Below are 15881 nucleotides of genomic sequence, written 5' to 3'. Positions count from 1 at the left end.
TCATTTTATATTTGTAAGAAAATAAATCAGCGCCTAATTTACCATAAAAAAACCATTCGCGACGACGAATGGTTTCTTTTAAGATTATTTTTAACAATTAATTAAAAATCGTTGTCAGGAATCAGTCCTTCACTGTTATTTTTAGGCTGTGGCTGTTTCTCTTCTTCTTTTTTATCAGATTTCTTTTTATCCTTTTCGGCATCTTTTTTATTAGAGAATTTCACAAAATCGGGGTTCAGATACGAATCCTGCAAATCATCTGATGAGCTTTTGATCGCTCTTTCTAATTTATGATTCTTAAATAATTTATTGACCAGCTCGCTAAAAGTATCAAAATCGACTTCATACGAGATACCAACTCCTTGCGTATATCCAATTCCTTGTCCTATATAATTGATATCATTTTCTTTATTGAATAAACGAAGATTCATCGATCCGTCTTCATTTACACGGTATAATATTTCGATATCACCCACAATAGCCGATTCGTTTACACCGCCTATAGGAACTCCTAATTTTCCGTTTATGGTTATTCTTTCGTTTACCTGAGACGTTATATTGGCCACAAACTGACCATCGGCTTCCTGACCTATTCGTTTATCTGCCGATATAAAATTCAAATCGATATTGATTTTATCATTGTCTGATTTAATAATTCCGCCTAATAAACTTGCAGCGGTTTCTGCAAAGGTTCCGGATAAATCACTTTGATTAAATCCGTCCGGACTCATAAATGATCCTGTCGAAAGTAAATACAAAGCCTGGGTCTGGCGAACGTCTTTATCATCTAACTTATACTGTATCTCTGATTTCAAAACATTACTTACCGATGGAAACTGAATATCAAAATTAGGTTCAGGACTTGTCAAATCTCCTCTTAAACCAATGACAACTTCTACCGGTACTTTTTTATTGAAAGATGAGTTATCTAATAATACAGCCGGATTCGCAGATGTTTTATAAACTGCTTCAAGATTCAGCTGGGCTTTCATAGGGTTTCCTTCCCAAATAATAGAACCCCCTTTTTTAACCGCGAATTTTTTATCGATTAAACCTCCGTATTTAAAATTATAAGTTCCTTCGTATGCCTGGAAATCTCCCCACATATTAAATTTCCCCAGTGTATTGATCTTAAATAATAAAGATCCATATCCTTTTCCTTTCATACCGTGCCCGGAATTTCTGTCCAGGATTACTTCGACCTCGGCGTCGGGCGTAATATCAAAATCAAATTCTAACTCAAGACCATTGTAGTTTCTTGTTTTTTCGACAATACCATTGGCTAGGTTGTATTTTTCTTTTGGTGTTACAAAATGTATCCAGCTGCTTTCCCCAACACTTTGTGCGTTGTTAATTGGGATCTTCACTTCGGTTCCTTTTTCGGACTTAGCATCTACTTTTATAAAGAGATTTTCTGTTGGACCTTTGATACTTGCTGTACCATTTATAAAAGCTGTACCAAAATAAGCGGCATCTTCACTATCTTTTGTATCCAGTGCCAATAATCGTTTTGATGTTATGGTCAGATCCAGTTTCCAGTCGCCAAAATTATGATGTTCGATACTTCCGTTCAGCAATCCTTTGGTGCCGTACTTCGTATCTGTTAACTGATTGTTTCTGAACAAGAATTTTTCATCTGTTAAATCGATAACTGTTCGGTCGCTCAATTCGTAATCGGTATTAAGATACGGAACTGTCATTCCGGCTTTTTCTACGTAAAGCCTTCCGTTGATCTCGGGTTTTTTAAGATTTCCAACAACTGCCGCATTTCCGGAAACAGATCCTCTTACATTCGATAAAACATCTCCTCCTACCGTACCTAAAGTAGCCAGATTAAATCCTTCGAGTTTTAAATTAAGATCCAGGAAAGTCTCTTTGTTTTCGATTGCAAAAGTTCCGTTGGCCCTAAACGATTCTGTAAATCCATTTTGGATAGATGAATTTATGGTAAATTTCTTGAAACTTTCGTCTCCTGAAATATCGAATTTTAAAGTCCCCAGATCTACTTTATTCAAATTAAGATGATCTATAGAAATGGCCGCTGTGGGCTGATACACATTCTTATTCTGCTTATAATTAATGTTACCATTCAAATTACCATTAAATACAAATTTGGATGTTAATGGCGTAATTTTATTAATATCAACATCTTCAAAATTCAGGACGAGATCTTTATAGTCGTTTCCTTTGATAACTCCGTTTAAATCAATTTTCTGATTTTCGTGCGATAAAATGATATTATCAATGGTAAAGTTTTTAAAAAACTGATCAAATACAATCTGATTATCCTCGCCGTCGTTTTCGTTTAAATACCATAAATAGTCTTTAAACTTCATTTCGGATTTCTTAATACCTACTATATTATTTTTGTTTTTATCGATAGTATGATACAAATCCAGATTAAAATAATCTTCTCCTTTTGATCCTCCTTTAAACTCAGATCGAACAAACAGGGTGTCTTTTGCCGTAACATTAATTAAACTAAAATCACGTACTTTATAATAAGGCGTTTTGATACTGTCTAACTCTACGTAAGCATTGTAAAGCGCATTTTTATTATCAATATTAATACGAATATTATCGAAGGTGTTTTTTGCAGCAGTAATTTTTTGTGACTTAAACCTAAATTTAAATTCCTGTAAATCAGAATCTATTTTCCCACGCACCACAGTACTTGAATCTATATTAATTTCCGGATACAGCATTTCGACCACTTTATCATATACATGAAAGTTGAAACGTAAAAACTGGCCTTTTTTTACTTTGTAAGGTTTGTAATTGGTATATAAACTACCTACCGAATTCATCACCAGTTTATCTAATTGCCCAAACTGAAATTTACCTACGATCTCCCCTTTCACCACATCATCTGAAGTAATGGTAATGGTACGCAATTTATCAGCGTCGAAATTTGAGCTTACCGTTACTTCATCAAAAGTATAAGTTGCCTTAGGATTTTGATAAACAGCATCTCTAATCGAAACGGTTCCCTGAAGATTTTCTATCGAATTTCCGGTTACTTCAACTACGGCATCTCCGCGGAAATTGGAAATAGAGTCATTTAGGAATTTTAGTTTTCGAAGATCAGCATTTTCTACATTAATATGAAAATCATATTTGCTTTCGCGCTTGCTTAAATCTACCAATCCATCAAACGTTAAACTCAAATTAGGATCATTTACAGATAATTCTCCTTTATAATATGGCAATTTGAAATTACCATTTACAACGATATTATTATAGGTATATTTATTATAATCTAATTTGGATATATCTCCTTTTACAATAGTGTTCAGGTATTTTTCTGTAAAACCAACTCCGTCAACGTCCAGATTTAAAGTCGTTTTACCAATGTCTTTTCTATTCAGTAAAGCACCAACATTAAAATTATCCAAAATAATATTTCCGGAATAAGATGCTTTATCAATAAAATCGATATTATTCATATGCAAATCTGCCTGACCATTACCCAGATCTGTAACCATTTTAAAGTTGGCTTCTAATGCCGTTGTAGAAACTTTGGCTTTACCAACGATATTAAATTTCCCCAATCTTTTAAGCTCTTTAGGAAGTTTTTTACCCAAAATACCCGGCAATATCACCACTAAATTATCATAACTGGAAACCAGTTTATCGAATTTACCATCCATGGCAAACTTTTGAGCTTTGGTACCCAAAAGGTTTTTAAAATTAATGGTTCCGTTAATCTTTGAACCATTGGTATCACTTAGATTAAGATGTCTTAAATTAAGATCATTTAAGGTTCCTTTGATCTTGGTTTTTATTTTAAAATGCTGATTTTTACCCAATCCATCAAAAAAGTAACGAATATCGTTTGAAGCAATCGAAGCCGAATCTAATGCAACATCAAATTTTACTTTATCTGTAAACTGAAGAAAATCTCCTACGTTATAATTTAAGATCGCTTGTCCGTAAATCGAAGTTCTTTTGGTTTTTATAGCCAGATTTTCAACTTTAATCTGCTTTTTTGTATAACTGAATTTACCTGCAAAGTTGGACACATATAATCCACGGTGATCTAAAAAAGAAAAACGATGAATATTAGTATTTACATCTGGACCGTATAATTTAAAATCGCTTATATAAGCGTTTAGCTTTTTAAAATCAAGAAATACGGGCGTCGTTTTATTTTCGTCAATAACAGAAAAAGCACCTTTTGAGATGTATGCATTTCTGGCTGTCAGCAAAAAGTGTTTACTCGATTTGGCTCTTTCAGGACTTGTTTCAAACAATTTAATAAACTTATTTATATTGTTTTCGTCCTCGTTTTTATAGGTTTTCAGATTAAAAATCAATCCTGTTAAGCGCAGATCGCCAAAAATCAAATCGCCATCTAACAATCTTTTGATACTTAAAATATCAGTTGTAATGATATCTGAATAGATTAAAGTTTTCTTGTGATGATCACGAATCAAGACGTTCTTGAGTTTTACTCCTCCAAAAATATTGATCGCAACTCTGTCTACCGTAATATCGGTTTTAAAATCGCTGTTTAAAGATTCTGTGACATATTTGGCAATTTTTGTCTGAACGATAGGTAAAGCCAAGGTGATTGCGAGTACTAACAAAAGTAAAATTAACCCAATTAGGGTTCGTGATATTATTTTCTTTACTTTTTTGATAGCTGCTTTTATTTTAGTTTTCTTTTAAATTTATTTTGAACAGACAAAGAACGGCTGTTTTTGATAAAAATTCTTTAATTTTGGCTTCTCCTTATAATAAAAGAAAATCAAATATTTGATTTGTCAAATATAATTCAAAATTCGTGCCTTTATATGCAAAATTCAGAGGTTTTTATTCTTGCCATCGAAAGTTCATGCGATGATACTGCTGCCGCGGTTTTACATAACGACAAAGTACTCTCAAATGTTGTGGCCAATCAGTTAATTCACAACCAATATGGTGGTGTTGTTCCCGAATTGGCTTCGAGAGCACATCAGCAAAATATTGTTCCGGTAATTGATGCAGCACTTCGCAAAGCAAATGTACAAAAAGATCAACTAACTGCCATTGCCTTTACACAAGGTCCCGGATTAATGGGCTCTTTGCTTGTAGGGAGTTCTTTTAGCAAATCATTGTCATTGGCTTTAAAAATTCCGTTGATTGCTGTAAATCATATGCATGCGCATATTTTAGCCCATTTTATAGATGAAGAAGGTTTTGATAAACCTGAGTTTCCGTTTTTGGCTTTAACCATTAGCGGAGGCCATACCCAAATTGTGAAAGTAAACGGCTTTTTTGATATGGAAATCATTGGCGAAACCACTGATGACGCAGTTGGAGAAGCTTTTGATAAGAGTGCCAAAATTCTTGGACTTCCCTATCCTGGCGGGCCTTTGATTGATAAATATGCCAAAGAAGGAAATCCAAAAGCATTTGCCTTTACCAAACCAAAAGTTCCGGGATTAGATTTTAGTTTCTCCGGATTAAAAACGGCGATTTTATATTTTATCCAAAAGGAAAAACTTAAAAACCCAAATTTCATCGAAGAAAACCTGAATGATATTTGTGCCTCTATACAATATACAATCATCGAAATTTTGATGGATAAATTAAAATTGGCGGTAAAAGAAACCGGAATTACACAAATTGCCATTGGCGGAGGAGTTTCGGCAAATTCAGGTATTAGAACCCGATTAAAAGAAAGTGAAGGAAAATACGGTTGGAAAACCTTTGTTCCTAAATTTGAATACACTACCGATAACGCTGCAATGATAGGAATTGTAGGATATCAAAAATATTTATCAAGTCGTTTCGAAACTTCAGCAGTAGTTTCGAAAGCGCGAATTCAATTTTAATTATGCAATTATTTTACAATCCGGATATTGACAAAACCACTGAAAGCTTTTCTTTTGACAAGGAAGAAAGCCGACATATTATAAAGGTTTTACGCAAGAAAGATTCCGATATTTTACACGTTACAAATGGTTTTGGTTTATTGTTTGAAACCGAAATTACATTGGCTTCTGACAATAAATGTATCGTTCAGGTACTTTCGATAAAAAAAACCGACGAACCTAAATTCCGTTTGCATCTTGCCGTTGCGCCAACCAAAATGAACGATCGTTTTGAATGGTTTCTGGAAAAAGCAACCGAAATTGGGATTCAGGAAATTACACCAATTATTTGTGACCGATCTGAACGTAAAGTAATTAATTTAGAGCGTTTTGAGAAGATTATTCTTTCGGCCATGAAACAATCTAACGAAACCTATTTGCCTAAATTAAATGAAGCGATTTCGTTTAAGGAATTCATTAAACAAAAAAATGAAGGTTTGCAATTGATCGCGCATTGCGAGGAAACGGATAAAAAATCATTAAAAGATATTTTAAAACCAAATGAAAGCGTTACGATGCTTATTGGTCCTGAAGGTGATTTTTCTGAAAAGGAAATTGCATTGGCTTTAGAGAATGATTATCAACCGGTAACTTTAGGAAATACGCGTTTAAGAACCGAAACGGCTGCTATTGTAGCATGCCATAGCGTTGTTTTTTTTAATGAAAGTTCTAATTGATTAAATTAGTAATCTTATAGTTTTGTCATTTCGACGCAGGAGAAATCTCCGTTAGAAACTCGACAAAGATTGAAAAATTGGAACGGAGCTACTTGTGGAGATTTCTCCTTCGTCGAAATGACATAACAGGTCGTATATAAAAAAAGCAATTACAGATAATTTATAATTATTATGAAAAGAATATTTTACTTATTGTTACTTTTTTCTATTTCTTCATATTCACAAGAAATTGCTTTGCTAAAATACAGCGGTGGTGGCGATTGGTACGGAAACCCAACCTCATTACCCAACTTAATTAAGTTTTGTAATGCTAACATTAATACGAGAATAAAAGCGAAACCTTCGACTGTGGAGCCTGGTAATCCTGACTTGCTTTCGTATCCTTTTGTACATATGACGGGTCACGGAAATGTAGTTTTTAGCGATGCTGATGTTAGTAACTTAAGAAATTATCTAACCGGTGGCGGTTTTCTTCATATTGATGATAATTACGGAATGGATCAATACATTCGAAAAGAAATAAAAAAAATATTCCCTAATAATAATTTAATCGAAATTCCGGCGAATCATGCCATATTTCAAAAACCATATCCTTTCCCGAACGGATTACCAAAAATTCATGAGCATGACGGAACCCGTGCGCAGGCTTTTGGAATTTTCGTAGAAAATAAATTGGTATTACTATATACGTACGAATGTGATTTGGGCGACGGCTGGGAAGATGCTGAAGTGCATAACGACCCAATCGCTGTTAGAGAAAAAGCCCTAAAAATGGGCGCCAACATTATCAATTATATTTTTACCAATTAAATTGATATTATTTTTAACACATAGAAACATAGCTTTGTAATATCTCAAAAAAGGCGTTTCACTTATTTAAAATACACAGAGATAGAAAAGCTATGTGAAAGAAATATATTCTTTTTGTATTCTTTAATTCAAAATTAAATCTATGTTTCTATGTGTTTAAATAAAAGTTTACAAATAATACAAACCAATCTTAAATTTTAAAAAGTGCAACTTACTCACGAAGAAAATCAATTTGAACGAAAAACGTTTCCTATAACATTGGTTTGCGATCATATTTATTTTCAGCAAAATATAGGTTCTCTTTTTAGAATCAGCGAAGCTTTTGGGGTCGAGAATATTATTTTTTTAGGAAAAGATATTCCGCTAACACCCAGAAAAATCAATAAAACTTCCCGAAGCACGCATCTTCATGTGCCTCATACTATAATTGAAGAAACAGCAGCACTTGTTGACTTTTTACTTCAAAACAACTTTGAAATTATTGCTCTGGAAATTGCCAGCAATAGTAAACCTCTAAAAGAAGTTGTGATTCCTGATAATAAAAAAATTGCACTTTTGATAGGAAGTGAAATTGACGGAATCTCAGACGAACTTTTAAAAATTTCGAACCAAATTGTGCACATCAATATGTTCGGAAAAAACTCCAGTATGAATGTTGTACAAGCTGCCAGTATTGCTTTGTATGAGATTACCAGCATCTAATTTTTTGTTGTAAATATTGTTAAATTTAAGCCGATTCGAAAATAGTCTTCAAAAAAAACTATTCAAAACCTCGATTAAAGGCAGATAAATACGTTAAAATACATTAAAAAAAACAATAAGTAAGAAAAAACATCTTAAAATTGCAATTGCTATTTTTGTAGGAACTAGATTATACAAGGGTTTACAAATTTCTGACAAATAAATCGTTATAAAAATTTGGCTACAAAATGATTTTGTTATAAAATTGCGGAACAAACAACCAAATGTAATTTTTTATAACAAAAACCCAAGTTATTATGAAAAAAGTTCTTATTTCCGCGGTAACAGCCTTATTGCTGTTTTCTTGTCAAAATGACCAATCAGAATCAACAGATTCAGAAGCAACAGCTGCATCAACGCGCCGCGCATGTGCATCACAACAAGTTTTAGATGATCAACTGAGAGCTGATCCTACTTTAGCCATCAGAATGAATGAAATTGAAGCTTTTACGAACAAAGCTTTAGTGACAGGAAAACTTGTAAACGGAAAAATTCAGATTCCTGTTGTAGTCAATGTTTTGTACAGAACGGCCGCACAAAACATTTCTGATGCACAAATTCAAAGTCAAATTGATGTCCTTAACAAAGATTTCAATGCATTAAATTCAGATTACAATAGTGTACCTGCCCTTTTTGCAGGTGTAAAAGCGAATGTAGGGATTTCATTTGTTCTAGATCAGATCATTAGAAAATCGACTACAAAAACGTCATGGGGAACAAACGATGCCATGAAAAAAGTAGCTCAGGGTGGTTTAGCGCCTACTTCGCCAACAACAAAACTTAATTTATGGTCTTGTGCCATTGGTGGCGGAATATTAGGTTATGCGCAATTTCCGGGAGGAGCAGCTGCTACAGACGGTGTTGTAATTGATTCTAAATATTTTGGTTTATCAGGTGCTGCAAATGCTCCTTTTAACTTAGGTCGTACGGGTACTCACGAAGTGGGTCACTGGATGAATTTACGCCATATTTGGGGAGATGCAAATTGCGGAAGTGATTTAGTAGCGGATACTCCTACTCATAACGAAGAAAATTATGGTGTACCTGCATATCCTCATTACAGTACTTGTTCAGGAACTCCTGTAGAAATGACTATGAACTATATGGATTATGTTGATGATAATGCTATGTATATGTTCTCTACAGGACAAAAAAACAGAATGGCTGCTATATTTGTTTCAGGCGGGCCTAGAGCTGCATTTGGAATCTAAAAAAAACAGATTAAAATAAGGAAGTAAAAAGCGGGATGAAATCATCTCGCTTTTTTTTGTTTATCCCTTAATTTTAAAAGCTTTTTCCTATATTTATAATCTAAAATCAAAACATGATCACATCAAAAATTATATCTAACGGAATCTTAAGAGCTTTAGCAACTATATTAATTATTACTGTCGCTTTATATTTTCTGTACACGATACAAACTGTAATTGTTTACTTGTGTATTTCCTTACTATTGTGTTTAATTGCAAATCCGTTAATACAATTTTTAAAAAATAAATTAAAATTTGGCAATTCACTGGCGGCCACGGTAGCCTTGGTTTTGTTTATTTTGGCAATCGTTGGTTTTATCTTTTTATTTGTGCCCTTGATTATTTCTCAGGCCAATAATCTTTCTTTGCTGGATACGCAAAGTTTGCAGCGACAGTTTATGGAAACGGAACGTAGTATCGAAGCGTATTTTAATATTCAACATGTTGATTTAAATAAGGTTTTAAAAGATTCTAAAATCACTTCGCTTATTGATTTTAGCTATTTTACCGTTTTTCTAAATTCAATATTGGGATTTTTAGCCGATATGGGAATGGGATTGGTTTCTGTTTTCTTCATTACTTTTTTCTTTCTTAAGGATCAGGATTCATTTAAAGAAAGTGCGCGTAAAATTCTTCCGGATAATAATGAAGATAAAATCATCAACTCTATTACAAAAATCAACCACTTTTTGACCCGCTATTTTATTGGATTATTATTGCAATTAACCGTTGTATTTATTTTGTATTTAATTGTGCTAATGATTTTTGGAAATAAAAATGCTTTTGTAATTGCTTTTTTATGTGCTATCTTGAATATCATTCCTTATATAGGTCCTATAATAGGCACAACTCTTGCCGGAATATTAACGATGATTAGTATGATTGGCAGTGATTTTCAGACTGAAATTTTACCTAAAACAATTTATGTAATTATAGGATTTTTATTGGTTCAGGCGATTGATAATAATATTAGTCAGCCTATAATTTCGTCAAAAAGTGTAAATTCGCACCCGCTGGAAATATTCCTGATTACTATAATTAGCGGAATTACTTTTGGGATTGTCGGGATGATTATTGCTATTCCGGTTTTTACAATGGTAAAGGTAATTTTGAAAGAATTTTTTCCTGACAACAAAATTGTATCTGTATTAACCGAAAGAATTTAGCATTGAACACTTCTATTTTAGACCATAATATTCAGGACTTTATAAATCAAAATAGTGGTGCCCCGATTACAAAATTAGCGCTTCAGAAGAATCCGTTTCCTGAAATTGACTGGATATTGATTTTAAATCAAATCGAAGCAAAATCTAAGGCAAAAGACAAATTACCGACCTGGTTTTCAACGGCAAATATTATTTATCCCAGTAAGGTTTCTGTTGAGCAAACCTCATCTGAAAAAACGGCTGCTTATAAAGCTTCGCTAATTTCAGGTGAAAGCTTAATCGATCTTACAGGAGGTTTTGGTGTAGATGATTATTATTTTGCCCAAAAATTTAAGAGCATTACACATTGCGAAATCAATGAGGATTTATCTGCCATTGTACAACATAATTTCGAACAATTGAAAGTTGGCAATTGTACTTTTTATGCTGCTGATTCTACAAATGCGCTAAACGAACTGAATAAAAAATGGGATTGGATTTATATTGATCCTTCCCGCAGAAGCGATGCAAAAGGCAAGGTTTTTATGCTAAAGGATTGTTTGCCCAATGTTCCTGAATTATTGGATTTTTATTTTGAAAAAAGTGATTCTATTTTAATAAAAACGGCTCCTTTACTGGATATTTCAGCAGGTTTATCTGAATTAAAATTCGTTAAAAATATTCATATTATTGCGCTTGAAAATGAAGTAAAAGAATTGCTTTTTGAAATTCATAATCATTACAAAGGCGAAATTCGCATAAAAACAGCCAACATTTTAAAGGATAAAACGGAGACTTTTGAGTTTGTTCTGGGTGATGATACTATTTTTCCGTCGTATCATTTGCCTCAAAAATATGTTTACGAAGCCAATTCGTCCATAATGAAATCCGGTGGTTTTGATGAAGTAAGTGCTTTTTTCGATATCAATAAACTGCATAAACACTCGCATTTATACACATCAGAAAATTTAATCGATTTTCCCGGACGATCTTTTGAAATCGAAAAAGTGATTGGGTACGGTAAAAACGAAATGAAAACGGAGCTTGCCAACAAGCAGGCGAATATCACTACACGAAATTTTCCGGACACGGTAGAAAACATTCGAAAAAAGTGGAAAATAAAAAATGGAGGAAATTTGTATTGTTTTTTTACAACTGATAAAAATGATAACAAAATAGTTTTAATTTGCAGAAAAATAACTCAAAAATGAAACAACTAATTACTCTAACCTTTTTTTTATTAACGATTACCGCATTTGCACAAAAACCATGTGAATACAGCGCAAATGTAAATGACTCTATTGGTAGTTATAAAGTAACCAATGATTACCTTATTAGCGAAAAATATTTTGGCGGAACTTTTGATTATGTTTTCTTTGCCTTAGCGCAAACAGACGGTTTACCAACTTTGAACCTGCAGCTTATCCAGAAAAGTAAAGATTTTATAAAAGCGAATTGTTTTGATAAGAATTCGAAAATCTTTTTGCAATTAGAAAACGGAAAAATCGTTACTCTACTACATATTAATACAGAAAATTGCGGTACGCTTATTCACGACGATAATGGTTTTGATAATCGTATTACCTCAGGTATTTTTATGTTTATGAAAGATAATTATGAAGAACTAAAAAAATCTCCTGTTTCTATAATGCGTATTAAATACCTAACCAATACAGAGGATTATATTGTAAAAAGAGAATTAACATCAGAACTGAATGGTAAGGTTTACAAACCGAATACCTATTTTATGGAAAATATGAGATGTGTTGAATAATTAATCGCATTTCCAGGTTTGGTCAGCAACTTTATCTTTTAAACCGGTTTTTAAATTATAATGCCACCATTCTGAATCAAACGAATTGAAGCCGTTTTTGATCATTATACTTTTAAGATATTTTCTATTTGCGAGTACCGGAACGGGCAGTTTTTTATAATTATGACTGGCCTGAATTCCGAAAAAATCAAATTTAGTTCCCATTTCAAGTTCGATACCATCGGCATTTACTAACGAGATATCTACGGCTCCTCCTCTATTATGGATGGAGCCTTTTTTTGGATCTGCAACATACTCGGGATTGGATACTATCTCCCACATTTTCTTTTGGATAGATAAAGGTCTGTAACAGTCGTATATTTTTATTTTGCATCCATCCTTCATAAATTCTTTATTGGCAGCTATAAGAGCCTGAACGGTCTTGTAACGCAATAAACATTCAGCACAATCATAAACTTTTGCTTTCAGGAAATTGTCTTCGGTCGCATATTTCATATCATAAACAAAATCTTTGCTATAATCTTTTAAATTCACAAAAGTAGTATCGGCAATTTGCTGTTTTTGAGTTTCTGAATATACTTCGTTTTGGGCTTTCACCGCAGGCACAAACAAAATGATACTGAAGAAGAATAAAAAACGGAATTTTGAAGAGGTATGTATTTTCATTGTAAAGAGGTATTGTATCCTGTAAATATAGAGATAAAAGTGTTGTGCAGAAAATGTTGCTTAGTACAATCCGTTATTAATCTTTATAGATTAAACTATGATCTTTAATTATTTTCTGACTTTTGAGTTTAATCGCTTTGGGTAATTGTTTCCAATTTTCGTCATATTCAATTTTATAAACATCATTTTCATTTCCTGAAGGATAATAAGCTGTTGCTTTAGACTTGGTATAATCTTTATTGGCTGATTTATCAGGGATTGTGTAGATAATTTGTTTAAAAGGCTTAGCATCCAGACCATCGCTGTCTCCCATATACGACAAATAAAATTCAGGTTTACCATCTTTATCCTCATCGCTAATGGTACATTTTTGATAATCAAATTCAGGCCAGTATACTTCATTACCAAAATCCTGAAATTTAGCTTTTTCTATTAATCCTCCGTGATCGTGTAATAGTACAAAAGCATATAAATTATGTTCGCTAAGAATTATGGTATCCGTAGGTTTGCCCTTCATATCGCTATGATTCCAACTTTCTTCTTCATGATTCCATTTTTTCGTTTTAAAATTAAACTTCTCACTTACGGCTCCGTCTTTATAATCAATCATACGTCTGAGTTTGCTGATCTTCTTTTTAAAAACAAATTCAAAATGACCGTACTGGCTTTCGCAGTGAATAATCATCGTTGTTTTACCATATAATTTACTCTCGTAATTAAACTCAGCATCCGGAACGGCTTTGCTGTATTTTAGGGAATCCTTAGGATAATAGCGTTGTACTATCAAAGGTTTTATCTGAGCTGTAATTGAATTTACAAAGACTAAAAAAAGCAGTAGAAAAAGGTAATTTGGTTTTAATTTCATTTTTTTAATTTTTAATGTAAAGCGGCACTAATTTACCATAGTAGATTATCACTCATAATTTTACTTGATTTTCTTTACTATATTTCCTTCCTTGTCGGTTATATTTGGTTTATGGAGTTGGTGCCATCTTTTTACAAAGGAATCGATGTTAGCCATGTCTTTTTTTACCAAATCTCTTAGTTTATTCACCTGTTTTTCAAAGTCGCTTTGGGTTTTATATGTTCCTATTTTATACTCGGGTAAAAAAAGCATGTAAAATAAAGGCGGACCTTTATAATCATCGCTTCTTAATTGCATAATAGTTGAATTATGAGGCGGCATCTTAAAATTTATTCCGTCACGATCTTTCAATTCTGAAATTGAATTTATCTTTTCATGAAGTTCAAAAATATTCAAGTCTATTTTTATCCGTTTCTCCCCTCTAAAAACAGTCAAAGTAATAATATGCAAGTGATTCTCATTTGTAAGCTTGCATAACTCACAGGAGTATCCGCAAATATTAGGATCGTATTGTCCAAACCAAGATGTTTTGAAAGGAGATTTGACATATCCATTTTTTTCAAGTTCGGGAATGCCAGACTCTTTGAGAATAGTATTTCTTGCTATAAGAAGGTCTTTATCTGCTATTTTAAATTTATCTTTCATGTTCTCTAAATATCTACACTAGAAAATTACTTTTGTATTATATCCCAACTCTCAAGAATATAAGTATTACAAACGCCCTGCCTAATTTCTGCTGCAAAGTAATAGTTTTCAAATTTACCATCATCCTTAATATCTTCCATTATTGGCTTAAAACCATTTACAACATTAGTTTTTCCTTGAAAATTGAAAAAGATACTTCTGTTTTTTGAATAAGTGGATATACCTGTAATTTCACATTTTTCTGAACTTACAGGACTTTCTTTAGAATTGTAAATTGTATAATAATTAAAGGGAATTAAAATTATTCCGGAAACAAAATAAGCAATTACTCCTATTTTAAGGCTATTTATTACTAAGAACAAAAGCTTATCCTCTTTTTCAATCTTACTATACTCTTTTTGTATTGTTCGATATTGCAAAATAGCAACAATAACCAGTACAATTGCAAACGCAGTAAATAATAGCCAATATGGATAATTTATAATTACATCTTTTGACTTGATAAAGAAAAAATAAACCAGTACGAAACCAATTAATTTACTCCAATCGATAATAGTTAGTTTAGTATTTACTTTAACTTTTTTATTTTTCATTTGATATGGATTCATCCCCAACTTTAACCATAAAAAAACCATCATCTGACTCTACTAAAGAAACATTTGTTTTAAAATTTCTTTTTGTAACATTTATTATAGAATCCTGAAAGTCTTTTATATCGGAATGAATTCCATAATATTGAATTAAAATATATCCTTTTCTAAGTACTAAATTATCATTATAAAATTTTAAATATCTAGAATATTCTTTTACATAGTCTTCAGCTTTTATTTTTTTGCAAGTTCCTGATAAAGCAAAATTAAAAATATATTTTCCATCTTTAAAACGCATTTGATAGGCACTACAATCCTCTGAAATATTTTTTTCTGTTAAAATATAAGGATCTGGCCTTCCAATTTCGTCATCTTTATTTTTGCATGATAACAATAAGAAAAGAGCCGTAATAATTATTGTATATTTCATCTGTTTTAATTTATCTTTTCTTTATTACCTAAAGACTACGCAAAAATCCTTTACATTATTTATAAAAAATAAGACTTACATAATAATCATTATTACAAACAAATTTGTTCCCGCATCAGATTTCACTGACTTAAAACAGTACATTATACCGCCATTATGTTGTTCGTAAAAATATAATTCTTCTTCAAATATTCGGTTATATAACGCCAATGGATCTACATTCAGCCACAAACTAATCGTCATGTCCAAATATCTAGCCCGATAATAACTCAAATTCGTCTCCCGATTTAATTCTTTACCATTAAACAGATACGGACTCGAAAACGAACCGGAATGCTCTTCAAACAACACTTCCCAAAAGCGATATACTCCACATGTTGACTAATGCTTCCGTTTCGGGTTGTAATATACGAAGTGCTTCCCACATGAT

Annotated in this window: 15 protein-coding genes; 8 read left to right on the top strand and 7 right to left on the bottom strand. The window is 32.4% G+C overall.

Going from position 1 to position 15881, the window contains the following annotated elements; genetic code table 11:
• Window positions 1–101 precede the first annotated feature (101 nt).
• Window positions 102–4589, bottom strand: coding sequence for a translocation/assembly module TamB domain-containing protein (locus tag ACIDC4_RS18720; RefSeq protein ID WP_412044899.1), 4488 nt, complete (start codon window positions 4587–4589; stop codon window positions 102–104).
• Window positions 4590–4796: 207 nt separating this feature from the next.
• On the opposite strand from ACIDC4_RS18720, the gene tsaD reads away from it, so the two are divergent.
• From tsaD to ACIDC4_RS18680, 8 genes are all read left to right on the top strand, one after another.
• Entirely contained in the window at window positions 4797–5819 is a 1023-nt protein-coding gene (gene tsaD / locus ACIDC4_RS18715; RefSeq protein WP_230039654.1) for a tRNA (adenosine(37)-N6)-threonylcarbamoyltransferase complex transferase subunit TsaD, read from the top strand.
• A gap of 2 nt (window positions 5820–5821) precedes the next feature.
• Window positions 5822–6535 (top strand): 16S rRNA (uracil(1498)-N(3))-methyltransferase, encoded by a 714-nt coding sequence (locus ACIDC4_RS18710; RefSeq protein WP_412044900.1) that lies wholly within the window; start codon window positions 5822–5824, stop codon window positions 6533–6535.
• 171 nt (window positions 6536–6706) lie between these two features.
• Window positions 6707–7345, top strand: coding sequence for a DUF4159 domain-containing protein (locus ACIDC4_RS18705; protein ID WP_412044901.1), 639 nt, complete (start codon window positions 6707–6709; stop codon window positions 7343–7345).
• Window positions 7346–7549: 204 nt separating this feature from the next.
• Window positions 7550–8047, top strand: a complete 498-nt coding sequence (locus ACIDC4_RS18700; RefSeq protein WP_412044902.1) for a TrmH family RNA methyltransferase — start codon at window positions 7550–7552, stop codon at window positions 8045–8047.
• Window positions 8048–8343: 296 nt separating this feature from the next.
• Entirely contained in the window at window positions 8344–9297 is a 954-nt protein-coding gene (locus tag ACIDC4_RS18695; RefSeq protein WP_412044903.1) for a zinc metalloprotease, read from the top strand.
• Between the two features lie 113 nt (window positions 9298–9410).
• A complete protein-coding gene (locus ACIDC4_RS18690; RefSeq protein WP_412044904.1) occupies window positions 9411–10502 on the top strand; it encodes an AI-2E family transporter in 1092 nt (363 codons plus the stop codon).
• 2 nt (window positions 10503–10504) lie between these two features.
• Complete coding sequence (locus ACIDC4_RS18685; protein ID WP_412044905.1) at window positions 10505–11692, top strand: class I SAM-dependent methyltransferase; 1188 nt, start codon at window positions 10505–10507, stop codon at window positions 11690–11692.
• Window positions 11689–12255, top strand: coding sequence for a hypothetical protein (locus tag ACIDC4_RS18680; RefSeq protein WP_412044906.1), 567 nt, complete (start codon window positions 11689–11691; stop codon window positions 12253–12255). The genes ACIDC4_RS18685 and ACIDC4_RS18680 overlap by 4 nt, the downstream gene beginning before the upstream one ends.
• Here the strand turns inward: ACIDC4_RS18680 and ACIDC4_RS18675 are convergent, their stop codons facing one another.
• The 6 genes from ACIDC4_RS18675 to ACIDC4_RS18650 all read right to left on the bottom strand — a co-directional run bounded on the left by ACIDC4_RS18675 (window position 12256) and on the right by ACIDC4_RS18650 (window position 15802).
• Window positions 12256–12921 carry a M15 family metallopeptidase gene (locus ACIDC4_RS18675; protein ID WP_412044907.1) on the bottom strand — a complete coding sequence of 222 codons (666 nt, stop codon included), beginning with the start codon at window positions 12919–12921 and terminating at the stop codon, window positions 12256–12258.
• A 76-nt stretch (window positions 12922–12997) separates the two neighbouring features.
• Entirely contained in the window at window positions 12998–13786 is a 789-nt protein-coding gene (locus ACIDC4_RS18670; protein ID WP_412044908.1) for a hypothetical protein, read from the bottom strand.
• A gap of 60 nt (window positions 13787–13846) precedes the next feature.
• Window positions 13847–14431 carry a hypothetical protein gene (locus ACIDC4_RS18665; protein WP_412044909.1) on the bottom strand — a complete coding sequence of 195 codons (585 nt, stop codon included), beginning with the start codon at window positions 14429–14431 and terminating at the stop codon, window positions 13847–13849.
• 26 nt (window positions 14432–14457) lie between these two features.
• The gene (locus ACIDC4_RS18660; RefSeq protein ID WP_412044910.1) at window positions 14458–15024 is read right to left on the bottom strand and encodes a hypothetical protein; all 567 of its coding nucleotides are present in this window, start codon (window positions 15022–15024) and stop codon (window positions 14458–14460) included.
• On the bottom strand, window positions 15014–15451 hold the full coding sequence (locus ACIDC4_RS18655; protein ID WP_412044911.1) for a hypothetical protein: 438 nt from the start codon (window positions 15449–15451) through the stop codon (window positions 15014–15016). The genes ACIDC4_RS18660 and ACIDC4_RS18655 overlap by 11 nt, the downstream gene beginning before the upstream one ends.
• 75 nt (window positions 15452–15526) lie before the next feature.
• The gene (locus tag ACIDC4_RS18650; RefSeq protein ID WP_412044912.1) at window positions 15527–15802 is read right to left on the bottom strand and encodes an RHS repeat domain-containing protein; all 276 of its coding nucleotides are present in this window, start codon (window positions 15800–15802) and stop codon (window positions 15527–15529) included.
• Window positions 15803–15881 lie beyond the last annotated feature (79 nt).

Source organism: Flavobacterium sp. C3NV, assembly GCF_046825355.2.
Classification (GTDB): domain Bacteria; phylum Bacteroidota; class Bacteroidia; order Flavobacteriales; family Flavobacteriaceae; genus Flavobacterium.
The sequence above is the reverse complement of the archived record's forward strand: the minus strand, read 5'-3'. Positions and strand labels throughout refer to the sequence as shown.